We start from the raw sequence: 22,787 nt of genomic DNA, 5'->3' as shown, positions 1-22,787 counted from the left end.
GCGTGCGCTGCACAAAGACCCGTTTAGAGTATCGGCGGGCCCGAATCCCTCAGAGCAGGCACCGAATGTGTCTTCTAAACCCCAGGTGGGCACACCCCCATCTGGGGGATCTCTCGCTGTGTTGGGGGCTTGTCCCACTGACGCCGAGGTGTGTGCCCGGGCGGGACCTGGCGTGGTGGTGTGGGGCGCTACTCGAGGAATCCGGCGAAGGCCCCCAGGTCGCGGGCGAGGAGTTCGAGGCGGCTTTCCGTCATGGAGGCAATCTGGTCGACGATGACGCGGGTGCGTTCCGCCTCACTGGAGGCCTGCTCATAGAACCAGCGGAACGCCGGGTCGAGGGAGCCCGGCGCACCGCTTCTGAGGTAGTCGAAGACTTGGTAGATGCGGTCGCGTTGGCGGTCCTGCCGGGCCAGGTGCCCGGGATCGTCCATGACGTAGAGCACCGCAATCGTCTTGAGCAGCATGACTTCCGCCGCCACGTCCTCCGGCACGATGAGGTTGCCGTGGTAGCGCCCGAAGGGCCCCGGGGCGTTGGCTTTCGTTGCGGCCACGGTGGCGCCGACGTAGCGGCCCACCAGTTGACTCGTCATGGCTTTCAGGGTGGCCAGTGCCGGGTAGGAGCCATCGAAGTCGGCGGCCCGGGCAACGACGTCGAGGCTGCGGAGCCTGTCCGCGGCGTCGACGAGGGCGGCGGCGTCACCGCCGTAGGCTTTCGCGCCACGATCGGCCAGGGCCATGAGTTCCGCGAAGTCCCACAGCACTTTCATGCTGATTTCCCCGGAGACGATGCCGTCTTCGACGTCGTGGACCGAGTAGGCGAAGTCGTCGGCACAGTCCATGATTTGCCCTTCGATGGGCGGCCGGGGGTGGTGCTCCCCGTCGAGCACCCAGTCGAGGATCCAGCGGTCCTCGTCGTAGCAGCCGTACTTGTTCTTCACGCTGCCATCCGGTTGGGTGCGGGTCCACGGGTACTTGCACGCTGCCGCCAAGGAGGCGCGGGTGAGGTTGAGCCCGAAGCTGCGGCCATCCACAATGACCTTGGGCTCCAGCCGGGTCAGGATGCGCAGTGTTTGCGCGTTGCCCTCAAAGCCGCCGCAGGATGCGGCCACCTCGTTGAGGGCGACTTCCCCGTTGTGCCCGTAAGGCGGGTGGCCAATGTCGTGGCACAGGCCGGCGAGCTCCGCGAGGTCGCCGCTCACACCCAACCCTTGGCCAATGCCGCGGGCGATCTGTGCGACCTCCAGGGAGTGCGTGAGCCGGGTACGCGGAGTATCCCCATCGCGGGGACCCACCACCTGGGTTTTATCCGCCAGCCTGCGCAGCGCAGCCGAGTGGAGCACGCGCGCCCGGTCGCGGGCGAAGGCGTCTCGTTCGTCGACGTGGAGGCCCGCAATGCTGGCGGGTTTGGCCCCTTCCTTCTCGAGGCGGGCGGCATCGTGCGCGCTGTAGGTGTACATGTCGTCCACGGGGCGATGTGCCTCCACTTCTTCACTGGGTTTTGTTGCGCCGCGACCGCGGGCACCCACCCCCACACCGGGCGGTGCTGTGGCCCCTGTGCGGGGCGGGGTGTGGGTGCGTGCTCACGTTCTCCTTGACTCTATTGCACCTACCCTGCGCGTGCCCGCCCACGGCTGCGTGTTGTCCACAGGGGTGGGGTTCCAGGGTCTTAAGGCCCCGTACCTCCTCGTGGCAGCCACGCCCCTCCCCCGCGTACTTGGCGGCGGCCACTGCGCCATCTGCCGCCTACCTTGCTGCTGCCGCGGTGTTGTCGGTCTGCACGCCTTGCGGCCGCCTTGTCGCGCCTGCCTCGTCGCATCTGCCGCACCCCTGCCCCGGGGTTGCGCCCGTGCCGGGGTGGGCTGGGGTGTCTGCGTGCGGGCAGTGGTGTGGGTGTGTGGGCGGGGGTGTGTGGGCGGGGGTGTGGTGCCGCCCCGGCGGGGCGCGCGGGCACGCGGGCGCGGGTATTCTGTGGGGCTATGACACCTACCCCTGGCACCGGCTGTTCTGCTTCCCCGTCTTCCCGCGCCTCCGGCGGCGTCGCTGCGCGTGCGCAGGCGTTGGTTTCCCGCGGTGGGCGGGGTGCGGCGCTGGCTGCCGTGGCGGCCACGCCGGCGCTCCTGTGGGTGGCCTCCGGCGGGGTGTTCCCCGCCGCCGCGGCCCCGGCGGTGTCTGCGGCCGTTGCTCCTAGTGCTTCTCAGGCTCAGGTCTCGGTACTGGCGCAGACGCAGCTGGCCCCGGGGCGGCTGACGGAACGCGTGACCGATACTGCCGGGGTGTTTACCCGCAATCAGTGGGAGCAGCTCGACGCGGAGCTGAAGAACCTCCAGCTGCAGCGCAAGGTGAAGCTGTATGTGGTGTTCGTGGACTCCTTCAACGGGGTGGAGGGCCAGGACTACGCCACCTCCCTGTTCAACGCCAACAAGGCGGAGAACGTCGCCGTCGTCGCTGTGGCTATCGACGGCGCTTATGGTGTGGCCGCGGCGGACTCCTCCATGCTGGAGGGCCTGCGCCAGACCCTCGATAACGCGATCTACCCGCACCTGGTGGAGCACGACTGGTTTGCCGCCACCGAGGCCGCTGTCCAGGCCACCCTGGACTGGCAGCCCGGCACCGTCGGCGGTGGCTCGTCGTCTTCGTCGTCGAGCTCCGGTGGTTCCGGGGCCCTGTGGCTGGGCGCCGGGGTGGCCGGCCTCGGGGCCGCCGGTGTGGGTGCGGTGGCGTACGCCAAGCGCAGCCGCAAGCAGTCCGAGGCCGAGGCCCTTGATGAGGCCCGTGGCATTGATCCGGCGGATGTCACCTCCCTGAAGTACGCCGACATCACCGCACTGGCCACCCTCGCGCAGGAAGAGATTGTCTCCACCGATGAGGCGATCCGCGGCGCGGAGGAAGAGCTCAGCCTCGCATCGGCCGAGTTCGGCGCGGACCGTACTGCGGTCCTCGCGCGGCGTATTGAGCAGGCTAAGGCGATGCACGCCGGCTATCTGCGGCAGTTGGGCGAGTTGAGCCGCCGCCGAGATGTCAGCGAGGAAGAACTCCGTGCGGTGTATGCGGACGTGGTGAGCCACTGCAACGCCACCGACAAGGAGCTGCTCAGCCAGGTGGAGGAGTTCACCTCCCTGCGCAACCTGCTCATCGGCGCCGATGCGCGCATCTCTGCCCTCACGGCGCAGCGCATCGATGCGCTCAGCCGCCTGGAGCAGGTGCGCAGCACCCTGGCCGCGTTGCAGCAGCGCTACGACGAGCACACCCTGGCCTCCATCGCGGCCAACCCCGATCTTGCGCAGCAGCACTTGAGCGCCGCCGAGGAAGCCCTCGACCAGGCCCGCCAGGTGGCGGCCCGGCCCGCCGGGCAGCAGGCGGGCCTGCCCGCCGCGATCCGCGCTGCGGAAAACGCCCTCAACCAGGCGGACCTGCTGCTCGCCGGCGTGGAGCACGCCGACGACAACATTGCTGCCGCCCGCAGCAACCTGCAGTCCCTCGCTCGGGAAGTGCGCGAAGAAATCGCCGAACTGTCCCGCGTGGAGGTTATCGCCGAGCAGGACCAGAGCGATGCCCGCGCCGCGGAGGCCGCCGGTACGAAGGCACTGACCCGTTATGAGGCCACCGGCAGCGCAGACCCGCTGGGCGCGTACACGGCGCTGCTGGACGCTGACGCCCAGCTGGACGACGTGTTGGACCGCGTGAAGGCCCGCGCCGCGGAGCGCGGCCGCCAGCAGCAGATCGCCTCCGACTCCCTCCAGGCCGCCACCCAGCGGGTGCAGGCCGCCGAGGATGTCATCTCGACCCGCGGCAAAGTCATCGGCTCCGCCGCCCGCGCCGCGCTCGCGGAGGCCACCCAGCGCCTCGCGGAGGCGCAAGGCCTGTTCCAGCAGGGTGAGTTCCGTGCCGCCGCCACCGTGGCGCGGGCGGCCCGCAAGGCCGCTGACGATGCGCTCCGCGCCGCGCAGCGCAACATCGACGACTACAACGATCAGCAGCGCCGCCGCAACAGTGGCGGTGGCGGTGACTTCCTCACCGGCATGATCATCGGCAGCCTCCTGGACGGTGGCCGTTCCGGCTACTCGGGTGGCTTCGGTGGCGGCGGGGGCGGCTGGTCCGGCGGCGGCTGGTCCGGCGGTTCGACCTCCTCCGGCGGCGCGTTCTAAGCCCCCAAGCACAGCACTCGTCCACGACACACCTGGCACACCCGCGCACTGCGAGCCCCTCCCCTTTCCCGCACGGGGACACACGCTCCGGGCGCGGGTGTTTTGTTGTCGTGCGGCGCAGTGCCGCCCGCAGCGTGGCTTCCGCTGAGCACGACAGCCCGAGACAGCACAGTGCCCACCGCGGGTGGTGCGGTGGGCACTGTGTGGGCATCGTGTGCCTGCTGGCGGCCTGTGCGAGCTGCAGGCGGAGTCTGCCGCGTGGTGTTAGCCGAAGACCGGGCCGTAGAGGTAGATCAGCACGATGAGGGGGGCCAGCACCAGGAGGCTCGCGGTGAGGATCCAGGTGTTGAGCCAGAGGCGGGATTCCAGGGCCACGCGGGCGGCGTAGGCGAGGAAGAAACGCTCGGCGTCATCGACGGCGGCGTCGTCTTCCCACTCCACGAGGCTGGTGCGCACGCCGCGGTTACCGCCGGAGAACTGCCCCAGCTTCGCCTCAGCGTTGGCGACGTCCTCGAGGACCCAGTCCTGCTTGGACTCGTTGACGAGATCCACCTGCCGGCCGGCGAGATCGGCGGTGAGCCGCTTGGAACCGCTGATGCGGCCCTTCTCCCCGGTGAGGGTGAAGATCCGCCCGCTGGGCAGGGTGGCAGTCACGGCCGTCTCGTCGCGGGTGACCTCCCAGGGCTCCCCGGCGACGGTCGCGGTGACGGTGTGGCCTTTGTCGGCCTCGGTGAAGCGGCCGACGACCGTGCGGTCGATGATCGTGCCGGTGTTTTCGTCGGCCTGCCCGTAGAACAACTCCAGGGTGTAGGCCTCGCCCTCGTGGTGGCGAGGGCCCCAGGAGGTCACCGTCACGGGCTGGATGCCGCTGCCGGTGGGCGTGGTGCTGTCGTGCGCCATGATTAGCACCCGATGAGGCGCTGCGCGAGGTACGCCTCCAGCTGGTCGAGCGGGACGCGCTCCTGCTCCATGGTGTCGCGCTCACGGACGGTGACAGCGTTGTCCTCGAGGGTGTCGAAGTCGACGGTCACGCAGAACGGGGTGCCGATCTCGTCCTGGCGGCGGTAGCGGCGACCGATCGCGCCGGAGGTGTCGTAGTCGACGTTCCAGTGCTTGCGCAAGGAAGCGGCAACCTTCTCCGCAGTGGGGGTGAGCGTGTCTTTCTTGCTCAGCGGCAGCACCGCCACCTTCACCGGCGCCAGGCGGCGATCCAGCTTGAGCACGACGCGCTTGTCGACCCCGCCCTTGGCGTTGGGGGCCTCGTCCTCGTGGTAGGCGTCGACGAGGAACGCCATCATGGAGCGGCCCAGGCCGGCCGCCGGCTCGATGACGTAGGGGATCCAGCGTTCGCCGGACTCCTGGTCGAAGTAGGATAGGTCCTCGCCGGAGCCCTTGGAGTGGACGGTGAGGTCGTAGTCGGTGCGGTTGGCCACGCCCTCGAGCTCACCCCACTTGGAGCCGGCGAAGTTGAAGGCGTACTCCACGTCCACGGTGCGCTTGGAGTAGTGCGAGAGCTTCTCCTGCGGGTGCTCGTACAGGCGCAGGTTCTCCGGGTTGATGCCGAGGTCGACGTACCAGTTGAAGCGCTCGTCGATCCAGTACTGGTGCCACTCTTCGTCGGTGCCGGGCTTGACGAAGAACTCCATCTCCATCTGCTCGAACTCGCGGGTACGGAAGATGAAGTTGCCCGGGGTGATCTCGTTGCGGAAGGACTTACCGATCTGGGCGATGCCGAACGGGGGCTTCATGCGCGCCGAGGTCATGACGTTCTTGAAGTTGACGAAGATGCCCTGGGCGGTCTCCGGGCGGAGGTAGTGCAGGCCCTCTTCGTCGTCGACGGGGCCGAGGAAGGTCTTGAGCATGCCGGAGAACTCGCGCGGCTCGGTCCAGTTGCCGGGCTGGCCGGTCTCCGGGTCGGGGATGTCGGCCAGGCCGTTTGCCGGCGGGTGGCCGTGCTTCTCCTCGTAGGCTTCCAGCAGGTGGTCGGCGCGGTAGCGCTTGTGGGTGTGCAGCGATTCGACGAGCGGGTCGGTGAAGACCTCCAGGTGGCCGGAGGACACCCAGGTCTGGCGGGGCAGGATCACCGAGGAGTCGAGGCCGACGATGTCAGGGCGGGACGTCACCATGGCGCGCCACCACTGCTTCTTGATGTTTTCCTTCAGCTCCACGCCGAGCGGGCCGTAGTCCCACGCGGAGCGGGTGCCGCCGTAGATCTCGCCGCAGGGGTAGACCAAGCCGCGGCGCTTACAGAGGTTGACGACGGTGTCGATGACGGAATTGGTGGCCACGATGGTGGTCTTCTCCTTGAATCGGATTCGATGCCCGGCTGGCTGCCGGGCACGCACAGGGTTCAACAGGCGAATTCTACCCAACGCCCCACGTGCCCCGCGCCCCGACCCCCGTCCTCCCCAGGCGCCCCCATCTCAGGCAGCGCCGCACGCGCGGGAACCCACCCCGGACACGCGCAGGCAACAACCCCAGCCCGCAACTCCCCCGCGCACCCCAAGGGCCAGCACCGCAGCCCACCCGGCGGCGTCCCTGACGGCGGCCGCGGGCACAGCACGACTGCCCCGCCGCGCGGACCGCAGCGCACGCAGGACGAGGCAGAGCAAGCCACACAGAAGCGCGGAACGCCAAGGCCGCGCGCGACCAGCCGCCGATGGTCACAAGTCCACCATCATCGACCAGATATGTGACCACTTTCATGGCAAGCAATCACCCCGTCAGCCGTCGGGGCGATGCATGACAGACCGGCCATTTATGCACAGAGCCTGATTTCACTCAGCCACAGCACGCCGGGGATGTGAGCAAACCCACACCGAGCATCCGAAGCATCCGAGCACTGCAGCAGAAGTGAGGGGCAGGCCCCTCAGCTAGAGCGCGAATCGCATGTCAACAGCAGCAATGGTGTGACTTACCGAAACGGAGCCCCAGCAAGCCGACCAGGGCGATCAATCGGCGAAGCACCAGCAGGATGGGCGCCCATACTCTTGCATGGAAAACATATAAGCCCATTCTTATAGCCGCTGATTGATGACATGATTCGCGCGCTCGCTGCGCACGAAGTGAGGGCAATCATCCAAAGAAGGGGTCCGATCGCAGCCTCACACTTTTGCATTATATATAGCGCATATATGTCAACGCCAATTGACACGAACCCCTCTGCAACGTCAGACATTCCGCCGGGATTCCCACACATTCCCACACGCAATGCTGTACATTATTGATAGACATTTCCCGCTTGCGAACGACGGCCGCGACACGCCGAGAAATTCTTCCCACAATGCCCCTGAACTGGGGCTTTGGTGCGACGCGACGCATGTGTTCGCGACACACTGCTCGCCAGATGCGGCGTCATAGCAGCTCAGCGCCCACCTTTCGGCACGGAAACTCCACCATGAGATGGACATATGCAAAACCGTTCATGTATTTGGACTTCACTTGCGACTGGTGCAATATGTCTTGAGCGCCCTCGACGGGTGATATTTAATAAATTTTCAGCTATATCACCCCCGTGAGGGGGTGATTCTTGCCGCTTTTTCACTAAGATTTCGAGAACCCCATGCACAATGCCTTGACTTAGGGTTTACTGAAAGTGCATCCCACGTCCGTTGTTGGGAGCTGCAGTTGCACCCACTACACCTCGATCCTGAGGACGTAGCCCCGGCGCACAACGCAGCCCCCTCGTTGAGAAGCCGCTCAACATACAGCCCACGTACGAGCATCCGAAGAAGGGGTCCCGAAATGGCCACACCTACCCAAAACCGCCGGACGATCACGAACACCTCCGAGCACCGCCTGGACGACACGAAGTACATCCAGGCAGCCGAGCTCATCCACGCCCTTCACAGCCCCCTGCGGCTGAAGATCGTGCACCTGCTGGCCGAGCAGGACTTGTGCGTGCACGAGATCGTGCAGATCCTCGGAGCCAACCAGCCCCTGGTGTCGCAGCACCTCAAGGTCCTGAAGGACGCAGGCGTTGTCGACGCCGAGCGCCAAGGTCGGGAGCAGCTCTACACCCTGACCTGTCCTGCCTCCCTGAAGATCATGCGGACCGCCCTGAGCGCGTCCGGTGAAGAGACCTAATACGGGAACGCAACGGATCGCGCTTGTCACGGGCTTTTAAGCCGAGGGCCGGGTTTCACCTCATGGTGGGACCCGGCCCTTGGCGTTTCAGGCCGTGGAAAGCATCCGGCGCACCGCACCCCAGCGGCGCTCATCCCTCGTGCGCCACCCGTCCGCAGCGCAGCTTCCGCCACACCCCGCACGGCCACCACCGACACCACCGCTACACGTCGGCTGCGCCTTGCGCGAGGAAGGATCCTTCCCCGCCGATCCGCACTGCCCCACGCACGCGGCCGATATCGACATGCAAACCCCGGTCGTGTGACCTCCCACCCGAGTGGTTACTTTCTTTTCGGTTCTTTGCAGCACGCCCCAACGCCCCGACAGGGTGCCGCAACGACCCCTACCTATCGGCCACAGGGCTTCTTATTGGAAATGCCCCAGCAATCAACCGTGGGCACGGCACGACCCGGATGGCACACCTTGCACGCGCCGTTCATATCCAGGATCTGCGACACGGGAAAATCAGTGCACTCGCAATGAGCAGGACAAATCCCCACACCCACACGGTCGGCAGCCGCGCATCCCTGATGCGTTGCGACGCGGGCAGCGCTGTGCCATCCGATACGGGGCACGGCATAGATTCTTAGCCTATTTTCAACTTCGACAGAGGGAAAGGGACGAACATCACGTCCGCGCAGGCTGCACATCCATGCACCCCCGCCGTGCCCCAAGACCCCCACATTGGACCCGCTTCCGACATCGTTTTTCCCACGAAGTTTACCCCCGTTTCACCCCCATAGTCCGCCTTGGGGGCGTAGTCGAAACCCTCGACTACCCTGCGCAATCGTCAAGCTGAACGCTGACCAGGGTGAATGCCTTGCGAAAAATCACACCATTTGAGTTTGTGCGACACCTGCTGTCAGCTATGTTTATCTCAAGATTTTCTTAAGCAGCCCCAAGCTTGGTGCATCTGCCAACCGTAGAGCGCCTCTGGCGCTCGCTCCTTTTAGCAGAAAGGTTAGATCCATGGCAGTCAAAACCGACGCCTCGATCCCGAAGTTGGGTGCCCGCAGCACCCGCCAGCGCGCCGCAGTCGTCCACGTGCTGCGCGAGCTGCAGAACTTCTCCTCCGCCAAGGTCATCCACCAGGAGATCATGGCCCGCAACTACAAGGTGGGCCTGACCACCGTGTACCGCACGCTGCAGTCCCTGGCCGACATCAACGCTGTCGACGTGCTGCACATGGCGACCGGCGAAACTCTTTACCGCGCCTGTGAGTCCGATAAGCACCACCACCACCTGGTGTGCTCCACCTGCGGCAAGACCGAGGAGATCGACGGCGGCCCGGTCGAGGACTGGGCAGCATCCCAGGCCCGTCTGCACGGTTACATCGTGACCTCCCACACTGCTGAGGTGTTCGGCACCTGCGCCGAGTGCCAGATGAAGAAGTAACCTGCTTCATCTCCCCGCCTGTGGCCCTTGCGCCAGTTGGCGAAAACTTTCCACACAAACGCCTGTGCTCCTCTGGTTTCCCAGGGGAGCACAGGCGTTTCGCATTTGTTTCCGACATCAGACTACCCCAGGTCCTGCACGGAACCTAGCGGACCTTTTAGGTGATCCCGCCAAAGGCAGACCCCAGGCCATAGGTGACGGCCGCAGCGCCCAAACCGATCGCCAGCTGCCGCAGGGCGCGGGTCACCGGGGAGGTGCCCGAGAGAATACCCACCACGCCACCGGTGGCCATGAGCGTCACCCCGACGAGGATGCAGCTCACCACCGCGGCAGCCGTGGTGCCGAGGCCAAAGAGGAAGGGGATGAGGGGGACGAACGCGCCCGCAGCGAACAGGCAGAAGGAGCTACTCGCCGCCCCCACAGCACTCCCGACGGCTTCATCGTTGCTCACCATCGTCAAGCGGCTGCCCGTGATGGGGGCTTCCACTGCCGGATGATTGTGGCGGATACCGGCCAGCACGGCCGCCGCGTGGGCGGTGGCTTCGGCCTCACTCATGCCACGGGCCCGGTAGACCAGGGACAGCTCGTTGGCGTCGACATCGAGCTGCGGGACGAGGGTGTCGGCATCCTTGTGCGGCGTGGAGGCCGCCAGCAGTTCCTTCTGCGAGGAGACGGACACGTACTCGCCGGCCGCCATCGACAGGGCGCCGGCCAACAGCCCGGAGAAGCCCGTGAGCACAATAGCGCCCTGGCTCGCCCCGGAGCCCACCACCGCGAGCACCAGCGCCAGGTTGGACACCAACCCGTCGTTGAGCCCGAACACTGCTGCGCGGAACGAGCCGCTCATCTTCTCCCGGGAACGCGACGCCAAGCCGCGCACCACCTCAGCGTGGATGCGCTCATCGGCAATCATCTGCTGGGAGGCGTCCGCATCCTTGGCGTACGGGGAGCGGGACTCCGCCGACTGCATGAGCGCGAGAGTGAACACCGAGCCGAAACGCTTCGCCAGGAACCCCATGAGCAGCGTCGAGTAGTCGGGGCGGCGGGGCATGCCCACGTAGTCGCCCAGGCGACTGCGCCAGTACTCCTCGTGGCGGGCTTCTGCAGCCGCGAGCGACAGCAGGATGTCGCGTTCCTCGCCGGTCTTGTTATGCGCCAACTCCCGGTACACGGCGGCCTCCGCGCGCTCGTTCGCGAGATACCGCTGCCAGCGCTTGATCTGCTTCCGCGTCGGCGCCGCCAACTCCGTGGCCGCCGCACCTACACCGGGGGTCGCCGACGAGGTGACCCCATCAGTGGCAGGGCTATGCGGCGCGGCACCACCCGCCACCTGTGGGTGCTCCCCCGGGGTCGCCACTACTTCTTCACCCCACCGAAACGGCGATCACGGCGGGCGTACTCCTCCACCGCATCAAACAGGTCCTGCGGGGTGAAATCGGGGAACAGCTTGTCCTGGTACACCATCTCCGCGTACGCCGACTGCCAGGGCAGGAAGTTACTCGTCCGCTTCTCCCCCGAGGGCCGCAGGAACAGATCCACGTCCGGCATCTCAGGGTCGTAGAGGTACTGGGAGAACGTCTTCTCCGTGATGCTGTTGGGGTCGAGCTTCCCGGCCTTCACATCGGCTGCCAGCTTGCGGGTGGCGTCGACGATCTCCGCGCGGCCACCATAGTTGACGCACATGACGAGAGTCATGGTGGTGTTGCCCTTCGTCAATTCCTCCGCGGCCTCCAGTTCCCGGATCACCGAACGCCACAGGCGGGGGCGGCGCCCCGCCCACTTCACCCGCACGCCCTTCTCGTGCAGCTCCTGCCGCTGGCGGGCCAGCACGTCCCGGTTGAAGCCCATGAGGAAACGCACCTCGTCCGCGGAGCGGCGCCAGTTCTCCGTGGAGAACGCGTACGCGGACAGGTAGGGCACGCCCATGGCGATGCAGGCATCCACCACGTCCAGCAGCACCGCTTCGCCCTTCTTGTGGCCCTCGGTGCGCTTGAGGCCCCGCTCCTGCGCCCAACGGCCGTTGCCGTCCATGACGAGCGCGATGTGGCGGGGAATGAACTGGGGATCGATATCTGGCGGAGTCAGGTTCACGGTCGCTCATTCTGCCACGATTTCCCGCACTCTGCGCCGCCACAGGCAAAAGACAGCCCCCACACCGATCCCGCTGTGCCCCGCCCGCACAGCTGAAAAAGACGTGCCTCGGGCGCACCAGCCGCACCAACAGTGCGATGGAATCTGGGAAGGCGCTGGGAAGCTGCGCGCCTCAATGAAAAACATCGTGTAAAACGGCCCCGTACAGCGCCGCCGCGCCCTACACTTGGTGAGGAGTCCCTCACCCGCACTCGCGGTGACGCGGGAACGCAGGTGATGCGCCTCCGGATCCTGTTCGCACCGCCTGTGCACGGGCACTGCCTCGTTTGTTGCCCTGTTTGCGCGTCCGCGCGAGCCCCACCGGGTCTGACATTGCTATTTCACTGTCTTTTCTCCGCCGTCGATGCTCTGACGCACCTCCCCCTAGGAGCCCCATGGCTATCAGCCTTTCCTCCCGCACGTGGCGGGCACGGCTGCCGAGTCTGCGTGCGCCCCGCGGATGGGCGTATAGCAGCACCGGGCAGAAGGTTGCCACGTGGGCGCTGCTGCTGGCTGCGGTCGTGGCGTGGACCTGGATGTTGGGCTGGACCCTCGACCCCGATTTGGCGTGGAACGCCAACGGATTTGTCTCCGAATATGGGGCCAAGTCCCGGCCGAGCGGCGGGTTCTTCCGCTTCACGGATCTGCTCGGGGGCATGTTCGCCGTCGCCGGGATTTGGTTCGCTCGGAAGACCACCCCGTATCCGTGGACGGATCGCTTGATTGCGCTGTGGGGTGCCTGCACCTGCGGGGAGTTCTTCTTCCCCATGAGTTGCTCCCCAGCTGTGGATCGGGGCTGCGCCTCTTCGCTGGTCTCCATTGGCGGCAGCGCCACCGACATGATTCATGAAGGATTAAGCACCGTCGCGACGGTGGCCACCGCGGGTGCGTTGTTGTGCGCGCATCGGACGTTTCATTTCCCTGCCCGGCTGCGCCGGCTGGGGTTGCTCACCCTCATGGCCCTGGTGTGGGTTGTCATCGCCACCGTCATTCAGATTCCCCCCGCGGGTGTAGCGCAGTGTGTGCTGCTGTTTCTGTGGGGAGTGTGGCTGATGGGATATGCATGGGCGCGCGCGGATGCGTTTCCCCGCCACCCGGCGACGGAACAACCCGATGACATCCCCCTCGCTGCCGCGCGCGGGACTGTGCACAGCAAGCGCAGCTCCCGGTACCCGCAGGAGGAGCCGCAGCCCAGAGGCCGCCAGCAAAGCCGCACCCGAACTCACCCCCGTCGGCAGCCACCACCGCCCCCACCCAGCTGACGACGCCGCCCGGCACGACCCACGCAGTGTCGCATCGTTCCTCCCACTCCTTCTCACGCCCCACCCCTGTGAACTCCCCCGCCATCGCATGACACCTTCCTCACACGACCACACGCCCCGCCCCACCCCTGCGCCGCAGCCTGCTCCCCCTGCTGAGCAGCCAAAAGAGTTCCCGCAGGCTGCCCCGTCCTCGGACATGGCCGCCGCGTCTCCTCCGAGCGCCTCCACGGCACCTCAGGCGTCGGAGGATTCCGCGACGCCCGTGCAGCCCAAAGACTCCTGGGGGCGCCTCGTCGAACGCTCCGAGGAAGGCGTCAGCTACCTCCTCATCGGCGGCCTCGGCGTGCAGCCCGCCGCCTGGTCGAAGTTGATGAGCTTCATGCCCGGCGCGCACATTGCGCCCGCCACCCGTGCCGTCTTCGTCGACAAGGACGCCCCCTTGGCGGACTTCGACTACGAGCTAAAAAGCCTTAGCCAGCTCATGCAGAAACTTCCCGGCAAGGTCGTGCTTGTGGGCCACTCCATGGGGGCCCTGTTGGCGGAGGGGTTGGCGCGCACCTTCCCAGAAAAGACCTGCGCCCTCGTGCTCGTCGACGGCTCCACCCCGACTCGTGTGCAGCACGAGGCGTACGCCTCGGCGCAGCGGGTCGCCCTCGCGCAGGCGGCGACCGCGGCAGGGGCCACGGGTGCCGGTGGCTCTGCTGCGGGGGATGGCAGTGCCGGCGTGGAGGGTGCCGACAGCACCTTCGGTGCGGCGGCCGCCCGCGCCGCACTCCTGGCATCACAAGTACACGTCCAGCCCGGCACCGTGCAGCGCACCTGGTGGCGGGTGCGGCAGGTCGCCCGCGGGCTGCTCGTCGATCTGCCCGCCCCCATCGGCAAAGCCGTCATGCGTCTGGTCGGCCGCATCCAGGGGATGTCCGCGGCGGACGCGGACATCGCCGCCCAGCCCTTCGGCCGGCAGCGCGCCTGGTGGCAGCTCGTGCTGGAATTGCGGCGCAGCGACGACTGGGTCGCACACCTCACCCGCATCGCAGAGATCGCGCCCCTGCAAGTACCGGTCACCGTGGTGGTGGCTACCGGCCGCACCCGGTGGGCGCGGATGCGCAACCGGCGGTGGATCCGCAACCACAAAGCCTTCGCCGAGGCCCTGCCCACCACCGCCCCCGACGGCAGTCTCCTGCCCCACCGCCACGTGGAACTCAACCACGCGGACCACATGGTCATGTTGAGCGCGCCCCGGGAGTTGCGGGACTTGCTGCGCACGGCGGCGACCCGCCCGAACAATACGGGCACGGGCCGGGCCGGCCGCCGCGGGCACCGCGGCCACCGGGGGCGCTAAGCAGGCTCGCGCGGGAGAACTGGGGGTGTCCTGCCCCGCGCCGTGGACGTGGGTGTTAATCCTCCACGAGGCGCAGGGCCCGCAGCGGCCCACCTAACTGGTAGGTGACATAAGCGTCGACGAGCTGGTGCATCGCCCCACCGAGTGCTGTGCCCTCCTCCCCCACGAGGAGCTCACCGGCGGCATCCTCCTGGCCGTGTGCCAACAACCACATCAGCCGCAGCACCGCCGTGGCGACATTTTTCGTCCCGGGCGGGCGGCAGCTGCCGCATACCGCCCCGCCGGCCGCCGGCACGAAGGCGTGGTGGGGGCCTGCCGCGCCACAATTGCCGCAGTCGAAGAGGCTGGGGGCCACCCCCTCGTGATTCATGATCTGCAGCAGGAACGTATCCAACACCACCTGGGGGTTGGCGGTGTCCTGCATGCGCCGCAGCGTGTGGCAGGACTGGTCAAACAGGTAGGGGTCCTGCTCATCGCTGACGCTGAAACGCCGGGCCGCCTGCAGTGCGGCGGCGGCCGCCGTGTAGCGGGCGTAGTCGTCGATGATGCCGTGGGCGAGGAACTCGACTGTGTCCGCACCGGTCAGACTGTGCAGGTTTTTTCCCTGGTAGAGCTGCACGTCGATGATGACGAAGGGCTGCAGGCGGGAACCAAACCTACTCGTGGAGCGCCGCACCCCCTTGGCGACGGTGCGCACCACCCCGTGGGTGCGGGTGAGCAGCACGACGATGCGGTCGGCTTCGCCGAAGTCGTGGGTGCCCACCACGAGGGCACGATCACGGAAACTGGGCCGGGCCATGAGGGCACCTCCTTCAAAGAAATCGGCGGGGCAGGCAGACGGGGTGCGTGCGAGGTACACGCGGGCAGGGTGCCTGTAGGGGGCGTGCTGCGCGCGGCAGGCGTCGCGCGTGCCGAACGCACCGCGGGCCGGGCGGCCCAGCAGCATCAGTGACCCCACCCATGGCTGCGCCGTGCCCACGGCTGGTGCGGGCACGGCGGGGTGCACGAGGTGCGGGGAGAGCTCCTGAGGCGGCCCGGTGCTGGGTCCGGGCCCGCGGGTGGGGCTAGAACCCGAGGCGGCCCAAGGCCTTCGGGTCGGACTGCCAGTTCTTCAACACCTTGATCCGCAGGTCCAGGTACACGTTCGTGCCCAGCAGCTCAATGATCTGCTTGCGGGATTCCTGCACAATGCGGGACAGGCGGCGGCCGCCCTTGCCGATGATGATGGCCTTCTGGCCGGGGCGCTCCACGTAGAGGACCGCGTGCACATCGGTCACGCCTTCGCGCTCCGGGTTGGGCAGCACCTCGTCGATCTCCACGGCGACGGAGTGCGGCAGCTCATCCTTCAGGCCCGACAGTGCGGACTCGCGGATGAGTTCCGCCATGCGGGTGTTGATGTCCTCGTCGGTAATGTGATCGTCCGGGTAGAACTTCGGGCCCTCCGGCAGGTGGGAGATGATGACGTCGACGAGGGTGTCGGTCTGCTCCCCCATGGTGGCGCTCACGGGCACGACGTCGCAGTCGCCGCCGAGGAACTCGTGGACGGCCACCAACTGTTCGGCCACCTGGTCGCGGGAGACTTTGTCGACCTTGGTGATGATGCCGACGATGGGGGTCTTGGGGCTGACCTTGCGGACCGCGTCGAGGATCCACCGGTCGCCGGGGCCGATCTTCTCGTCCGCCGGGATCGTCATCCCGATGACGTCGACGTCCGAGTAGGTGTCCTTGACAATGTCGTTGAGGCGCTCGCCGAGCAGGGTGCGCGGCCGGTGCAGGCCCGGGGTGTCGACGAGGATGATCTGTGCGTTGGGGCGGTGCACGATGCCGCGGATGGGGCGGCGGGTGGTTTCCGGCTGGTCGGCGGTGATCGCGATTTTCTGACCCACGAGGGCGTTGATCAGCGTCGACTTGCCCGTGTTCGGGCGGCCCACCAGGGATAAGAAGCCGGAGCGGAAGCCCTCGGGTGCGTTCATCATAGGCGTTGGACGTTCACTTTCTGTGGTTGATACCTGTGTCCCCTTCGCGGAAGCGCGAGCGCGCCGCGGAAGGTCTTTTTCTCCTGCTCACCAGTGTAGAACGCCAGCCCACCTGCTGGGTAACGAGGTAGGGTGCCACCTGGGTTTTTGGTGCGGCTGTTCGCGCACGGCGGACACCCGCGCCCACTGCGCGGGCGCGCAGCCCATGGGCACAGGTCCCCCGTCGGCCTGTGTGGTCCTCTCCCCTGTGCCCCTCTCCCTTCTGCCCTGTGCCCGGGGAGGTTAGTCCTCCACGTCTGTGGGCTGCGGTTCCGGCACGTCGACGATGACGCTGGTGACCCGCAGGCGGCCCCGGCGGTCGCGGCCGCCCTCGCTGGTGAAGTGCACGCCCTGGAAATCCACCGTGGAGCCCGGCAGCGGCACGCGCCCCAACTCCAGGGCCAACAGGCCGCCGACGGTGTCGACGTCGTCGGTGACTTCCTCCTCCAACTCCCAGTCCATCTCCAGCTGGTCGCGGAACAGCTCCTGCAGGTCCTCCAGGGACAGCCGGGCCACGACCCGGAAGGTGCGGGGCCCCAGCTCTTCGATGGGGGCGGTCTCCGCCTGGTCGTACTCGTCGGCGATCTCGCCGACGATTTCCTCCAGGATGTCCTCGATGGAGATCAGACCCGCAATGCCGCCGTACTCGTCGACGAGCATCGCGATGTGGTTGCGGTAGAGCTGCATTTCCTGCAGCAGCTCATCCAGCGGCTTGGAGTCCGGCACGAAGGTGGCCGGCCGCATGATGTCGTCCACGGTGCGGCTGCGCCCACCATCGGTGTCGTAGTAGGACTTCTGCACGAGGTCTTTGAGGTACACCACGCCGAGAATGTCGTCGACGTTGTCGCCGACGACGGGGATGCGGGAGTGCCCGCTGCGCACGCACAAGGCGGTGGCTTGGCCGGCGGTCTTGCCGGATTCGATCCAGATCATCTCCGGGCGGGGCACCATGACGCTGCGGGCCGTGGTGGAGGCCAGGTCGAAGACGTTTTGGATCATGCGGCGCTCTTCGACCTCCACGATGCCGTGCTCCTGGGCAATGTCGACCATTTCCCGCAGCTCCACTTCGGTGGCAAAGGGGCCTTCCTTGAAGCCGGGCCCGGGGGCGAGAATGTTGCCGATGCGGATGAGCACGGTCGACACCGGCCCCAGCACATAGCTGAGCCCGGAGAGCACCAGCGCGGTTTTCAGCGACACCGTGTACGGGTTCTGCTTGCCGACGGTGCGGGAAAACACGCCGACGACGACGTAGGTGACGAAGGTGAGCACAGCGATCGCGACCGCCATCGCCCAGGTCGTACTCCCCGCCAGGGAGAAGCACAGGGCGGCAACAAACACGGCGGCCGCCGAGTCAAGGAAGGTGCGCAGCAGCACCAGCAGGTTGATGTGCTCCGCGCGCTTGCCGAGCACCCGCAGCAGGGCGGGCGCGCCCGGCATTTCATCCTTGACGAACTCCTCCACCCGCGCCCGGGAGATGCTGCGCACCGCGGTTTCCACGGTGCCCAACCCGCCAGAGGCAACGAGGCTAGCAATCGCCCCGCAGCCCAGCCACACGTCCGACCACGGCACATCCGACCACGGTGCCACGTCCACTAGTGCGCGCCCCCGTCGGCCGGCTCAGCGATCGCCGGAATCGTAAACCCATCCGCCCCGGTGGTCTCCACCGTGGACACCTCCACGCCCTCATCAGTACGCGCCGCGGCCAGCACCTCGTCGTCGAGGCGGGCCCGGTCGGCAGCCGTGGGGAACGCCCCCGGGTTCGAGGGCTTCGGCTCAAAAGTGATACCGCGTTCGGCCAGGGAGTCGTACCAGTCCGCCAGGATCTCATTCTGGGTGGCGAACATTTCCTGCTCTTCAGCCGGGGTGAGGTGGTCGTAGCCCAACAGGTGCAGGCAGCCGTGCACGGTGAGCAACGCCAACTCGTGTGCCAGCGAGTGGCCGGCCGTCGCGGCTTGTTTCTCCGCGAACTCGGGGCACAGCACAATATCGCCCAGCATGCTCGGGCCCACGGGGTCCGCATCAGGACGACCCCCGCCGGGGGTGAGTTCATCCATGGGGAAACTCATGACATCCGTCGGCCCCGCCAGATCAAACCACCGCAGGTGCAGGTCGCTGGTGGTCTCCAGGTCGGCGAGCTGGATCGTCGCCTCCGCCTCGGGGCTGACGTCCATGCGGCTCAGCGCGAAGCTGAGCACATCAATGAGGGCTTCCTCGTTGACGTCGCCGTAGCCGGACTCGTTGAAGACTTCAATACTCACAGTGTCATCGTCCCATTGAGAGAGAAAAAAGAACTAACTCGACAGCAAAAACTCGCCCGCCCACCACGGCACCGAGCACAGCACCGCGCGGTGGCCTCGGTGTGGCGTAAAGCGGTGGGAGTGCGCGGCCTCGCGCTGAGCGGCTCAGCGCCACGCGCCGCAGGGTGGCGCCGGGGGTGCCGCAGCATGCGGCGGGAATGTTACTCCCCGGACTGCGCGGCCGCCTCCCGGGCTGCGCGGCGGGCGGCAGCCAGGGACTCCTGGCGGTCATCCCACTCGTCGTAGGCGTCAACAATCGCGCCGACGAGCTGGTGGCGGACCACGTCCTCGCTGGTGAGTTCCTGGAAGGAAATCCCCCGCACCCCGGCGAGGATTTCCCGCACGATCCGCAGGCCGGACTTCTGCCCGCCGGGCAAATCCACCTGGGTGATGTCGCCGGTGACGACCATCTTCGAACCAAAGCCTAAACGGGTGAGGAACATCTTCATCTGCGCCGGGGTGGTGTTCTGCGCCTCGTCGAGAATGACGAACGCATCGTTGAGGGTGCGGCCACGCATGTACGCCAAGGGGGCGACCTCCACGATGCCGGCCTCCATGAGCTTCGGAATCATCTCCGGCTCCACCATGTCCCGCAGCGCATCATGCAGGGGGCGCAGGTAGGGGTCGATCTTCTCGTTCAAGGTGCCGGGCAGGAACCCCAGCTTCTCCCCCGCCTCCACGGCGGGGCGGGTCAAAATGATACGGGACACGTCCTTGGCGTGCAGGGCCTGCACCGCCTTCGCCATCGCCAGATACGTCTTGCCGGAGCCCGCAGGACCCAACCCGAAGGTAATGGTGTTTTCGTCGATGGCGTCCACGTACTGCTTCTGCCCCAGCGTCTTCGGCCGCACCACCTTGCCCTTGCGGGAAATGATCTCCTGGCTGAGCATCCCCGCCACCGACTCGCGCTGCTTCTGCGCGACCATGTTCACGGTGTGCTTGACGGTGTCGCGGGTGATGACGTGGTCGCGCCGCGCCATCGACTCCAGCTCCTTCAAGGCACGCTGCACCTGGGCGACGGCGAAATCCTGGCCAATGAGCGTGACATCACTGCCCCGGGCAAACAGCTCCACCCCGGTGAGGTTGTGCAGCACCTTCACCGAATCATCATTGATCCCCAGCACCTGCTGGGCGTACTCGGGTGCCAGCTGCACGGTGTGCGTGACGCGCGCCCCGCCTGCGGCGGCAGTGCCCACAGTGTCGGTGGTCAGCGGCAGGGCAGAGTCCGCAGCTGCGGTATCCCCCATGGGATCCAGTGGTGTGGCGGTCGGGCGGGAACCAGAGGCAGGAATTGTGGGTCTCCTTCAACGAGGCAGGTGGGCGCGCGGCCCACACGCGGACCGCAGACGCCCCGCGTGTCTGTAAAAAAACAGGAAAAGGTACTGCCACTCTAGCAGCGACAACCCCGCCACCCGTGGGCGTGTTCGCCCACAGCGCACACGCGGGCCCGCTCGGTGCCACGGCTGCGGCCCGCGGCCTACCAGCGCGGCGTGGACGCCCCGATCGCCGCCAGGGCCGCAAAGCCCGCATTCGCGGCGCGCAGCACCTCCGGGCCAAGCAGCACCGCCTGCCCCCCGAGCTCACGGAACGCAGCGATCTCCTCATCGCTGATCCCACCCTCTGGACCGATGACGATGCCGATGCGTTCCTTCCCCGTGAAATCCAGCTGCCGGAAGGGGCTCGCCGCGTCCTCGTCCAATACCAGCAGCATGTCCAGGGGGCCGAAGAACGACGCTGCGCGGGCCACCGCCTCCGCGGGGCTGCCCGCGAGCTCCGCCACGGGCGGGATGCTGGCCCGGCGGGCCTGCTTCGCGGCCGCCTGGGCGGCCTGCAACCACTTCTGCCGGCCTTTCGCCGCTTTCGGGCCCACCCACTTGGCGATGCAGTGCTCCGCCGCCCACGGCACAATCGCATCCACCCCGCCCTGGGTTGCCAGGTCGATGGCGAGTTCGGAGCGCTCTGACTTCGGCAACGCCTGAATGAGCACCACCTGCGGGGTGGGCGGGGTGACCTCCTCGACGGCATCGATCGCCGCCTGTAGCGTGTCCTTGCCGCGGGTGGCCGTCACGGTCGCCGTGTAGCGCACACCGACGTCCGTGAGCAGCAGCAGCTGCTCGCCGACGGTGAGGCGTTTGACGGTGACGGCGTGGCGGCCTTCCGGGCCGCTGACGGTCACCACGTCGCCGACGGCGTAGTCGTCACGGGCGGAGTCAAGGATGAAGGCGGGCAAGCTCACGGCAGGGCAGGTTCTTTCTTCACGGGTGCGGCACCGCACCACTTCACGGTGACGGACACAACGACGGCAAACAGAACAAGAGGCGGCACCACACTCACACCCGTCGGGGCGTGGTGGCTACCGCTCACAGCATATGCGCCCCACGCACGCTGTGAGGGGTGTTTCCTCTCCGCCGGGGGCACCCCGAGGGCCGCCGTGGGGTCACTCTGGGGGTCAACCCCGTTGCCGCACCCCCGGGCTGCGGCGCGGTGTGCCCGGTGGCGCACACGCGCGCACCCCTGTGCCCGCGCCGAGGGGGACTCAGCGGGGCGCAGGGGTGCGTGCGCGGTGGGGCACGCCCAGGCGCGTGCCTATGGGTGGCAGGTTAGCGGCGGGCGCGGCGGCGCTTGCGGCCGAAGAAGCCGCGCTGCTCCTCGTGGGAGGCGACCTGCGGGTGCTCCTTGCGGTGATCGCGGACCTTCTCCAGCAGCTTGCGGGACTGGCGGTCGAGCTCCGTGGGGACCTCCACCTGGAAGTGGGCGACGAGGTCGCCGTGGCCCTGCCGCTTGAGCAGCGGCATACCGGCACCAGCCACCACATCCACGTCGTCGCTTTGCACACCGGCGGGGATGGTGATGGTGCGGGTCTGCCCGTCGAGGCCCTCAATGTCGATGGTGGAGCCCAGCGCGGCCTCCACCATCGGCACCCGCACCGTCACGTGCAGGTTGTCGCCGTCGCGCTCGAAGATCTTGTGCGGGGTGACGTGCACTTCCACGTACAGGTCGCCGGCGGGGCCGCCGCCGGGGCCGACTTCACCCTGGCCGGCCATGCGGATCCGCATGCCGTTTTCGATGCCGGCGGGGAAACGGACCTGCAGGTCGCGGCGGGCCTTCTTGCGGCCGTCGCCGTGGCAGCTGGGGCAGGGGTCGGTGATGATCTCGCCAACACCGTGGCAGCTGGGGCAGGTGCGGGTGGTCATCATGTTGCCCAGGAAGGAGCGCTGCACTTCCTGTACCTCACCCATGCCCTGACAGGTGGAACAGGTCACCGGCTTTGAGCCATCCTTCGACCCGGAGCCCTGGCAGGTGTCGCACAGCACCGCCGTGTCCACGGTGATGGTGTGCTCCGCGCCGGTGTACGCCTCCTCCAGGGTGATCTGCGCCCGCAGGAGCGCATCCGCGCCCGGCTGGACGCGGCTGCGGGGCCCGCGGGGCTGGCCGCCGCCGAAGAACGCCTCGAAGATGTCGCCGAGGCCGCCGCCGAACCCGCCGCCGCCCGGCATGCCGCCGGCCTGCTCCATCGGGTCGCCACCCATATCGACGATGCGGCGCTTCTCCGGGTCGGTGAGCACCTCATACGCCAGGGAGACTTCCCGGAACTTCTCCGCCGCTTCCTCGGTGTCGTTGACATCCGGGTGGTACTGGCGCGCGAGACGCCGGTACGCCTTCTTAATGTCGCTATCGCTGGCGCCGGAGTCGACGCCCAAGATGCCGAAGTAATCGCGTGCCACGGGGTTGGTTCATCCTCCTGACCTGCAGCAACCGGCAGCAAACCTGCAACCTGCGCGCCCAAAGAAAAAAGGGGGCGCGCCGAAGGTCACGGCCTACTGACGTGCGGCAGGGTGTGTGTCGTACACAAACATTGGGTTGGTGGGCTGGGTTCACACGCACGCAGGAGAAAAAGAAGAACAAGAAACAGCCTGCGTGCGGGTGGGGTGCGCGGGTGGCACCCGGTGCCTGAGAAGGAAAGACTTCTCGGGCAAAAGTCCGCAGGGAAGTGTAGTGGAGCAAGTCCTCCACCGCACCTTGCGGCCCACACGATCCCTCGAACGACCCCACCCCACACCAATCGGGACCCACAG

The 22,787-nt window shown here is 67.2% G+C and carries 17 protein-coding genes; 5 read left to right on the top strand and 12 right to left on the bottom strand.

Going from position 1 to position 22,787, the window contains the following annotated elements:
- Positions 1 to 188 precede the first annotated feature (188 nt).
- Positions 189 to 1,457, bottom strand: coding sequence for a deoxyguanosinetriphosphate triphosphohydrolase (locus tag C1Y63_RS09200; protein WP_106016169.1), 1,269 nt, complete (start codon positions 1,455 to 1,457; stop codon positions 189 to 191).
- Between the two features lie 519 nt (positions 1,458 to 1,976).
- On the opposite strand from C1Y63_RS09200, the gene C1Y63_RS09195 reads away from it, so the two are divergent.
- Positions 1,977 to 4,145, top strand: coding sequence for a TPM domain-containing protein (locus tag C1Y63_RS09195; protein ID WP_106016157.1), 2,169 nt, complete (start codon positions 1,977 to 1,979; stop codon positions 4,143 to 4,145).
- A 264-nt stretch (positions 4,146 to 4,409) separates the two neighbouring features.
- Here C1Y63_RS09195 and C1Y63_RS09190 read toward each other — a convergent pair whose 3' ends face one another.
- Positions 4,410 to 5,045, bottom strand: a complete 636-nt coding sequence (locus C1Y63_RS09190) for a hypothetical protein (RefSeq protein ID WP_106016156.1) — start codon at positions 5,043 to 5,045, stop codon at positions 4,410 to 4,412.
- Positions 5,046 to 5,047: 2 nt separating this feature from the next.
- Positions 5,048 to 6,433, bottom strand: coding sequence for a glycine--tRNA ligase (locus tag C1Y63_RS09185; RefSeq protein WP_106016155.1), 1,386 nt, complete (start codon positions 6,431 to 6,433; stop codon positions 5,048 to 5,050).
- A 1,456-nt stretch (positions 6,434 to 7,889) separates the two neighbouring features.
- Here C1Y63_RS09185 and C1Y63_RS09180 point away from each other — a divergent pair.
- Both C1Y63_RS09180 and C1Y63_RS09175 read left to right on the top strand, forming a co-directional pair.
- Complete coding sequence (locus C1Y63_RS09180) at positions 7,890 to 8,231, top strand: helix-turn-helix transcriptional regulator (protein ID WP_106016154.1); 342 nt, start codon at positions 7,890 to 7,892, stop codon at positions 8,229 to 8,231.
- A gap of 1,008 nt (positions 8,232 to 9,239) precedes the next feature.
- On the top strand, positions 9,240 to 9,665 hold the full coding sequence (locus C1Y63_RS09175) for a Fur family transcriptional regulator (RefSeq protein ID WP_106016153.1): 426 nt from the start codon (positions 9,240 to 9,242) through the stop codon (positions 9,663 to 9,665).
- A gap of 157 nt (positions 9,666 to 9,822) precedes the next feature.
- Here C1Y63_RS09175 and C1Y63_RS09170 read toward each other — a convergent pair whose 3' ends face one another.
- Together C1Y63_RS09170 and C1Y63_RS09165 are read right to left on the bottom strand one after the other, a co-directional pair.
- On the bottom strand, positions 9,823 to 10,908 hold the full coding sequence (locus tag C1Y63_RS09170) for a VIT1/CCC1 transporter family protein (protein WP_106016168.1): 1,086 nt from the start codon (positions 10,906 to 10,908) through the stop codon (positions 9,823 to 9,825).
- Between the two features lie 113 nt (positions 10,909 to 11,021).
- Positions 11,022 to 11,756 (bottom strand): isoprenyl transferase, encoded by a 735-nt coding sequence (locus C1Y63_RS09165; RefSeq protein WP_106016152.1) that lies wholly within the window; start codon positions 11,754 to 11,756, stop codon positions 11,022 to 11,024.
- 434 nt (positions 11,757 to 12,190) lie between these two features.
- Here C1Y63_RS09165 and C1Y63_RS09160 point away from each other — a divergent pair, with 434 nt between their 5' ends.
- Complete coding sequence (locus tag C1Y63_RS09160) at positions 12,191 to 13,057, top strand: DUF998 domain-containing protein (RefSeq protein ID WP_106016151.1); 867 nt, start codon at positions 12,191 to 12,193, stop codon at positions 13,055 to 13,057.
- 88 nt (positions 13,058 to 13,145) lie between these two features.
- Positions 13,146 to 14,399: an alpha/beta fold hydrolase gene (locus tag C1Y63_RS09155; RefSeq protein ID WP_158256136.1), complete on the top strand. Its 1,254-nt coding sequence runs from the start codon at positions 13,146 to 13,148 to the stop codon at positions 14,397 to 14,399.
- 55 nt (positions 14,400 to 14,454) lie between these two features.
- Here C1Y63_RS09155 and recO read toward each other — a convergent pair whose 3' ends face one another.
- The 7 genes from recO to dnaJ all read right to left on the bottom strand — a co-directional run bounded on the left by recO (position 14,455) and on the right by dnaJ (position 22,436).
- Entirely contained in the window at positions 14,455 to 15,198 is a 744-nt protein-coding gene (gene recO / locus C1Y63_RS09150; protein ID WP_106016167.1) for a DNA repair protein RecO, read from the bottom strand.
- A gap of 265 nt (positions 15,199 to 15,463) precedes the next feature.
- The gene (gene era, locus C1Y63_RS09145; protein WP_106016149.1) at positions 15,464 to 16,375 is read right to left on the bottom strand and encodes a GTPase Era; all 912 of its coding nucleotides are present in this window, start codon (positions 16,373 to 16,375) and stop codon (positions 15,464 to 15,466) included.
- Positions 16,376 to 16,657: 282 nt separating this feature from the next.
- Positions 16,658 to 17,983 carry a hemolysin family protein gene (locus tag C1Y63_RS09140; protein WP_106016166.1) on the bottom strand — a complete coding sequence of 442 codons (1,326 nt, stop codon included), beginning with the start codon at positions 17,981 to 17,983 and terminating at the stop codon, positions 16,658 to 16,660.
- 23 nt (positions 17,984 to 18,006) lie between these two features.
- Positions 18,007 to 18,672, bottom strand: a complete 666-nt coding sequence (gene ybeY, locus C1Y63_RS09135) for an rRNA maturation RNase YbeY (protein WP_106016148.1) — start codon at positions 18,670 to 18,672, stop codon at positions 18,007 to 18,009.
- 200 nt (positions 18,673 to 18,872) lie between these two features.
- A complete protein-coding gene (locus tag C1Y63_RS09130; protein ID WP_106016147.1) occupies positions 18,873 to 19,958 on the bottom strand; it encodes a PhoH family protein in 1,086 nt (361 codons plus the stop codon).
- Positions 19,959 to 20,188: 230 nt separating this feature from the next.
- Positions 20,189 to 20,947 (bottom strand): 16S rRNA (uracil(1498)-N(3))-methyltransferase, encoded by a 759-nt coding sequence (locus C1Y63_RS09125; protein WP_106016146.1) that lies wholly within the window; start codon positions 20,945 to 20,947, stop codon positions 20,189 to 20,191.
- Positions 20,948 to 21,311: 364 nt separating this feature from the next.
- Positions 21,312 to 22,436 carry a molecular chaperone DnaJ gene (gene dnaJ / locus C1Y63_RS09120; RefSeq protein WP_106016145.1) on the bottom strand — a complete coding sequence of 375 codons (1,125 nt, stop codon included), beginning with the start codon at positions 22,434 to 22,436 and terminating at the stop codon, positions 21,312 to 21,314.
- Positions 22,437 to 22,787 lie beyond the last annotated feature (351 nt).

The sequence above is a fragment of the Corynebacterium sp. 13CS0277 genome, assembly GCF_002994655.1.
In the GTDB taxonomy this organism is placed as follows: Bacteria; Actinomycetota; Actinomycetes; order Mycobacteriales; family Mycobacteriaceae; genus Corynebacterium.
Note: the sequence above shows the minus strand (reverse complement) of the source record. Positions and strands in the feature narration are given on the sequence as shown.

Bases quoted from the DNA above. Each gene is read 5' to 3' on its own strand.
- C1Y63_RS09200 (WP_106016169.1), bottom strand. From the start codon at position 1,457: ATGTACACCTACAGCGCGCACGATGCCGCCCGCCTCGAGAAGGAAGGG.
- C1Y63_RS09195 (WP_106016157.1), top strand. From the start codon at position 1,977: ATGACACCTACCCCTGGCACCGGCTGTTCTGCTTCCCCGTCTTCCCGC.
- C1Y63_RS09190 (WP_106016156.1), bottom strand. From the start codon at position 5,045: ATGGCGCACGACAGCACCACGCCCACCGGCAGCGGCATCCAGCCCGTG.
- C1Y63_RS09180 (WP_106016154.1), top strand. From the start codon at position 7,890: ATGGCCACACCTACCCAAAACCGCCGGACGATCACGAACACCTCCGAG.
- C1Y63_RS09175 (WP_106016153.1), top strand. From the start codon at position 9,240: ATGGCAGTCAAAACCGACGCCTCGATCCCGAAGTTGGGTGCCCGCAGC.
- C1Y63_RS09160 (WP_106016151.1), top strand. From the start codon at position 12,191: ATGGCTATCAGCCTTTCCTCCCGCACGTGGCGGGCACGGCTGCCGAGT.
- C1Y63_RS09155 (WP_158256136.1), top strand. From the start codon at position 13,146: ATGACACCTTCCTCACACGACCACACGCCCCGCCCCACCCCTGCGCCG.
- recO (WP_106016167.1), bottom strand. From the start codon at position 15,198: ATGGCCCGGCCCAGTTTCCGTGATCGTGCCCTCGTGGTGGGCACCCAC.
- era (WP_106016149.1), bottom strand. From the start codon at position 16,375: ATGATGAACGCACCCGAGGGCTTCCGCTCCGGCTTCTTATCCCTGGTG.
- C1Y63_RS09130 (WP_106016147.1), bottom strand. From the start codon at position 19,958: ATGGGGGATACCGCAGCTGCGGACTCTGCCCTGCCGCTGACCACCGAC.